The 6,572-nt window shown below is 42.0% G+C and carries 2 protein-coding genes; both read left to right on the forward strand.

Annotation, left to right across the window (positions count from 1 at the left end; genetic code table 11):
* The first annotated feature begins 65 nt into the window (after positions 1-65).
* Complete coding sequence (locus tag DWY31_RS12820) at positions 66-725, forward strand: sigma-70 family RNA polymerase sigma factor (protein ID WP_117739575.1); 660 nt, start codon at positions 66-68, stop codon at positions 723-725.
* Positions 726-1,198: 473 nt separating this feature from the next.
* Positions 1,199-6,460, forward strand: coding sequence for a SpaA isopeptide-forming pilin-related protein (locus tag DWY31_RS12825; protein ID WP_118520834.1), 5,262 nt, complete (start codon positions 1,199-1,201; stop codon positions 6,458-6,460).
* The last annotated feature ends 112 nt before the right edge of the window (positions 6,461-6,572 follow it).

Genomic DNA, 6,572 nt, shown 5'->3' on the forward strand with positions numbered 1-6,572 from the left:
GGTGAGTTCGTGACCTCTTGTACTGCAGTTCTTTATGTCTGTGCAGGAATTTTATAAAAGATGGAATGGACCACCCGGAGCCGAAAGGCAGAAAGGTGGTCTTTATGTTGACATTAAAAGAACTGAAAAAAATCGTGAAAGTTGCTGATGTGGAGAAGAGAATCCCAAGCGTGAAATCCTTGAAGGAACACAAAGTTGTAGTAAAGGAAATGATCAATGCAGATACAACAATCTCTGTTTATGATCACGGATATGTACTTTATACAGCAGGAAATCAATCAACCGTATTTCCACTTCATAGTTGTGATGACTATGAATATGTGAGTGTAACTGGCGATAACAAGGAATTCAATAAAGAGTTCTTTGATAATGAAAACTGGTATATCCGTCTGCTGATAGAGGCTGAAGACCGTATGGCATACAGCCAGAGCAAAATCAGCACCAATCATGGTGTATTTTCTAACAGCGATGTTACAGATGATGCGGAGATTATGAGAGGATCTTCAAAAGATTTTGTTGACGATGTTATCGACAGAGAAATTCTGAATGCTTTGATCAAAGAGTTAACAGAGAGACAAAAGACGGTACTCAATCTGGTTTATTTCGAGGAAATGCGTCAGCAGGATGTTGCAGATTATCTGGGAATCAAACAGCAGAGTGTAAATGACCTCCTGAACAGGGCATTAAAAACGATGAAAAAAAAGGCGGAAAACGAAGAATTTTAAAAAAATTTCAAAAAAATTGAATTAGACCACTGTAAAACAGGCTCTGAGCGTTTCGTTATATGAAGGGTTTGCATAGAACACCTTCATGTACCTTGAAAAATGAATAGCCTGCCCGGAGTGATATTTGGTTTGAACATGCATAGAGCGAAAAGCTGCGTGTCTGCCAGAAGAAAACGTATCAGAGATGGAAACTGATATAGGAACGGATCCGGGAAAGAAAACAGGAAAACGCTTAAATCTTAAATCAAAATAAAATGTCTGAATCTAAAAAGAGGATGACAGTAGAAATCATGTGGCGGTATTTGTGACAAACAAGTACCGCCATATATTTGTGCTGTTATCTCAGCTTGTGCTGACTGTCCCAAATAGCGCAAATTTCAGGAAAGGAGGCGATCATCTTCGTATAAAAGATAATATGCAGAAACTAACAGATAACCATACACAAAAGAATCAGAAAGGAAGGATTTAAGAGAATGAACGTGAAAAAGAAAGCACGCAGGGTGATGTCCGGTTTACTGACTGCAGTAACGGTTCTATCGACGGTACTCTCTCCCGCTGTTGCCTATGCTTCTGATGATGCTGGATCTGTAAAAAAGATTCCGTATTATGAGGAGATCAAGGATCAGTTGGATGAAGATGAAGTGGTAACTGCAAAGGATTATGAGATCAAGGTTGGAGACAATTTCGATGTAAAGAGTGATTATACCGGTCTTACGATCCAGGATGACAGCAAAGTAAAAGTTACATTTCAGGAAGCAAAAGATACGGACGGGAATGATTTTTCTACCGATTATGCCAATTCCTATAAGGCAGTCTATTATGTAGAACCACAGACAACGGATCACCCAACCTACCAGATCAATCGAAAGATCGTGGTAAAAGAAGCGGATCAGCAGAAAGATTCGCAGTCAGAAAGTTCTTCTGAGCAGGATGCTGGTTCTTCCGATAAGACAGAAACAGAGGATTCTGAGGCTGACTCGTCTACAGAGGAAACTGGTGCTGCTGAAACGGAGAGCAAAACAGAACTGACAGAAAAAGAATTTGATGCAGAGATCGAAGCAACGGAGAATCAGGAGACCGTTGATCCGGAAACAGGAATCACACTCTCAGAGGTTATGCAGGAAGCTGTTGACCAGGAAGTTGCTCTTGCAGATCTTGAAGCAGGCGAAAGTATTACTTTTGATATGCCAATGATGCTTGCTTCCGGTGAAACAGGAACAAAATCAGTCACAGTTACAGCCGGCTCCTGGTACTATTACGCAGACTATGGATTAGGTTCTTACCTGACTTGTCCATATTATGTGAAATGGGGAAGCATCAATGCGACAGCATACTGTGTTGAACCATCGAAAAAAGGACCGGGAAATGGAACTTATACGATCCAGAAACTTGCCGATGGAAAGACACTTGCAAAGGTCTGCTATTACGGAACAAAAGCAAGTGATGAGAATGGTTTCTTCGATGAGAAACATCCGGATTTTCCGGCAGGAAAGAGATTCATCATTACCCATCTTGCAGCAGCTTATGCAAATGGATCCAGTGACTGGGCATCCGGAACTAATGCAACAGGAAAGAACCTGGCAATGGAGCTTTACAATTATTGTGTAAATATGCCGGACATTCCGTCTGTAGATATGAGCTTTTCCGAATCTAATGTAAAGGCCTATGTGGAAGGAAACAGCCAGCGAACAAGTGTGATCACATTCAAAGCGGATAAACTGCAGACGATCACTTTCAAGCTGCCGAAAGGTGTAAAACTTGTAAATGTGACAACCGGAAAAACAAGTGCTGCAGGGGCTAATGTGGAGATTTCCGGTGGTACAAAGTTCTATCTGACAGCACCACTTAATCAGGCAGAAAATGTCAGTGCTACTTTCTCTTCTAAGATGAAAGGAAGTATTGATAAGGAATATTCAGCCTATAAGATCACAACAGGATCTGGAACACAGGACCTGGCTCTTGTTTTCGGTGAAGGTGTCGGAAATGAGAAATATGTGGATTTTAAAGTAACCTGGACAAAAGAATGCAAAGTATCCATTGTAAAGAAAGATCAGGATACAGGAAATGCACTGGCTGGTGCAGTGTACGGGATCTATTCCGATGCTGCATGTACAAAGCTGATCGCAGAGATGCCTGCAACTGATCAGAATGGTGCTTCACAGCTCACAATGGAGAAAACACAGGAAGTTGTTTATCTGAAAGAAATCTCTGTTCCAACAGGGTATCAGATCGATACAAAGTCTTATAATGTGACTCTTGCTATCGGAAAGACAACGACCAAAAATGTAACAGACAAACGTGTAAATGCAAAGATCAACATAGCAAAACAGGATGCTGAGACAGGGAATGCAGCACAGGGTGATGCAACGCTGGAAGGTGCAGTATATGGCCTTTATGCAAGGGAAGATATTGTTCATCCGGATGGAAGAACCGGAACAATCCATAAGAAAGACAGCCTGATTACATCCCTGACAACGGATAAGAATGGCGAAGCTTCTGTATCGGATCTCTATCTTGGAAAGTATTATCTGAAAGAGCTTAGTGCTCCGGTGGGATACGTACTGGATCCGACAGAACATGAGGTGGACTGTACTTACGAAGGTGCTACTGTTCCGATAGTAGAAAGAACTTCTGTATGTAAAGAAACTGTCATCAAACAGCCATTTCAGATCATCAAGGCAGCAAACAACGGAAAGACCGATGCAGATCTTCTGCAGGGAGTTGGTTTTTCAGCATGGCTTGTCAGTGATCTGAAAGTAAAAGCAGATGGAAGTTATGATTTTGACTCAGCCAGACCAGTTGTACTGACTGCAGATGGCCAGGCAGAAATGTTTACCGATGAAAAAGGATATGCAAGATCGATTCCGCTTCCATATGGAGCTTATGTGGTAAGAGAAACCACAAGCAAACACAACTATGCACCGGTTGATGATTTTGTAGTGAAGATCACAGAGAATCATCCGGATACACCGCAGACATGGCGAGTGCTTTTGGATAAGGAATTCAAAGCAAAATTAAAGATCATCAAAAAGGATGCAGAAACACAGAAATCTGTACTCCTGGCCAATACTGAGTTCAAGGTATACGACCTGGATAATCAGAAATATGTGGAACAGACAACATCCTACCCGAAGCCAACGGTACACAAATCCTATTTCACAAATGAGGAAGGATACCTGATACTGCCAAAGAATCTGAAACCTGGTAACTACCGGATTGAGGAAGTGACGGCACCCGATGGGTACACAATATCCAAAAACTATGTGACAGTTGCAGTTGATACAGATACTGCTTATCTGACCGATCCTGTCACAGGAGATACAGTCATTGATGTGGAATATACCAATGCCCCGGTCAAAGGTCAGTTAAAGATCTATAAACAGGGTGAAGTGTTAAAGGGATTTGATAAGGACTTCCAGTATGAAATGGCTGGACTTGCAGGTGCTGAATTTGAAGTCTATGCGGCAGAAGATATTTATACTGCCGATCATCAGGTAGATGCAGATGGACAGAGAACTCTGTATTTTGCAAAGGATGCACTGGTAGCAACCGTCACAACGGATGCAGATGGTTATGCAACCGTAAAGAATCTTCCACTTGGCAGATACTATGTCAAAGAGAAGAATGCACCGGACACTTATGTGTTAAATACTGTGCCGGAAAATGTCGAATTTGCTTATGCGGATCAGGATACTGCAGTGATCGAGAAAGAAATCTCTGTCACAGATGAACGACAGAAAGTGTCGATTACGGTCGAAAAACAGGATGCCGAGACAGGCAATACAGTAGCCGGAGCAGTGTTCGGTATTTACAATGCAAAAGACATTCAGACGAAAGATGGAAAAGTGATCGTTAAAGCAGATACTCTTTTACAGGAAATGACTTCTGATGAAAAAGGTCAGGCAGCATGTACACTGGATCTTCCACTTGGAAGCTATTATGTAAAAGAACTGAAAGCACCAGATGGATTCGTATCTTCGGATGAAGTACTGAGATTTGATGCTTCTTATCAGGGGCAGGATGTACAGACAGTAACATTAAAATCCGTAAAGAAGAACCAGCCGACAACTGTTGAGATCACAAAATCAGATGCAACAACCGGTGTAGAACTGGATGGAGCTTATCTGAAAGTAACGGATAAAGATGGAAATGTAGTAGATAGCTGGACATCTTCCAAAGATGCACCGCATGTGATCAAATATCTGAAAGTGGGTGAGACTTATACCCTCCATGAAGAATTTGCACCACATGGCTATCTGGTAGCCAATGATGTGACATTCACAGTCAAAGATACCGGAGAGGTTCAGAAAGTGGAAATGAAGGACGAGGTACCGGTTGGTGAACTGATCATCAACAAAAAAGGAGAATTCCTGGATTCTGTTACACTGGCCGATAAGGTCAAAGGTGTGGTGGAACACATTTTCAACTATGTAACCGGAAAGCTGACAGATGTTACGTTTGAAGTCTATGCTGAGGAAGACATTAAGGCTGCCGATGGCGTCAGTGACGATTACTATAAAAAGGATGAACTGATTGCAACGATCAAGACAGATGAAACCGGTATTGCAAAACTGGAAAATCTTCCACTTGGGAAATACTACGTGAAGGAAACAGGAACTGCTTACGGTCATGTGCTGGATGGTGAGATCCGTCATGTAGATCTGACTTACGTGGATCAGAATACACCGGTTGTAGTCTATGACAAAGACTGGCAGAACAACCGTCAGAGAGTAGAAGTCAGTGTACTTAAGAAAGAAAAAGATTCTGACCGTACACTGGAAGGTGCTATCTTTGGATTATTTGCCAAAGATGACATTAAGTCTGAGACAACTGGTAAAGTCCTGATCGAAGCCGATGAGATCATTGAGCTGAAATCTACAGATGAAGAAGGAAAGATCACATTTGTTGCAGATCTTCCAATAGGAGCAACTTATTATGTAAAAGAGCTCTATGCACCAGACGGATTCGTAACCAACGATGAAGGAAAAGAATTTACGTTTGAGTATGCAGGTGAGGATCAGCCGACTGTAACCTATGATTTTACCTTTGAGAATCAGCCAACCATTGTAGAATTTACCAAATCCAGTCTGACAACCGGAAAAGAACTTCCAGGATGTAAGCTGAAAGTGGTAGATGCCGATGGAAATATCGTGGATGAATGGACTTCCGGTAAAGAAGCACATGTGATCCGTGAGCTGACTGTCGGAAAAGAATACACACTGGTTGAAACAAAACCTGCTGATGGTTACGTGACAGCTGAAAGCGTGAAGTTCACGATCAAAGATACTGCCGATGTGCAGAAAGTTGAGATGAAGGATGATGTAACGAAGGTGAAAATCTCCAAACAGGATATCGCCGGAAAAGAACTTCCGGGAGCGAAACTCACAATCCTTGATCAGGATGGAAAAGTTGTGGAAAGTTGGACCAGTACAGAGAAAGCACATTACATCGAAATGCTTCCGATCGGAAAATACACTCTCCGTGAAGAAACAGCACCGGATGGCTATCTGGTTGCAAAAGATGTGGAATTCGAAGTAAAGGATACCAGTGTAGTACAGCATGTAACCATGGTGGATGAGGAAAAACCGGCAGAAAAGACACCGGAAGGTGGAAAACCTGTCAGTGATTCACCAAAGACTGGGGATAACACCAATCTGTGGCTGTGGTTTATGCTTCTCGGCATTGGTGCGACTGGTACAGGAGCCCTTGCATTTATGAGAAAAAAGAAACACTAATTAAATAAGAATGAGCGTTCATGGAAACCGAAAGGAATCTGTGGACGCTTTTTTAGCCTGCAAATAAAAAGTCAAGGCTAAATTGAAAGAACATTGAAAATTTTATACAGGT

The organism is Dorea sp. AF24-7LB (assembly GCF_003478575.1).
Taxonomy (GTDB): Bacteria; Bacillota; Clostridia; order Lachnospirales; family Lachnospiraceae; genus Dorea_D; species Dorea_D hominis.

What these genes read in the sequence shown, in the direction of transcription:
- DWY31_RS12820 (WP_117739575.1), top strand. Translation starts at nt 66, where the DNA reads ATGGACCACCCGGAGCCGAAAGGCAGAAAGGTGGTCTTTATGTTGACA.
- DWY31_RS12825 (WP_118520834.1), top strand. Translation starts at nt 1,199, where the DNA reads ATGAACGTGAAAAAGAAAGCACGCAGGGTGATGTCCGGTTTACTGACT.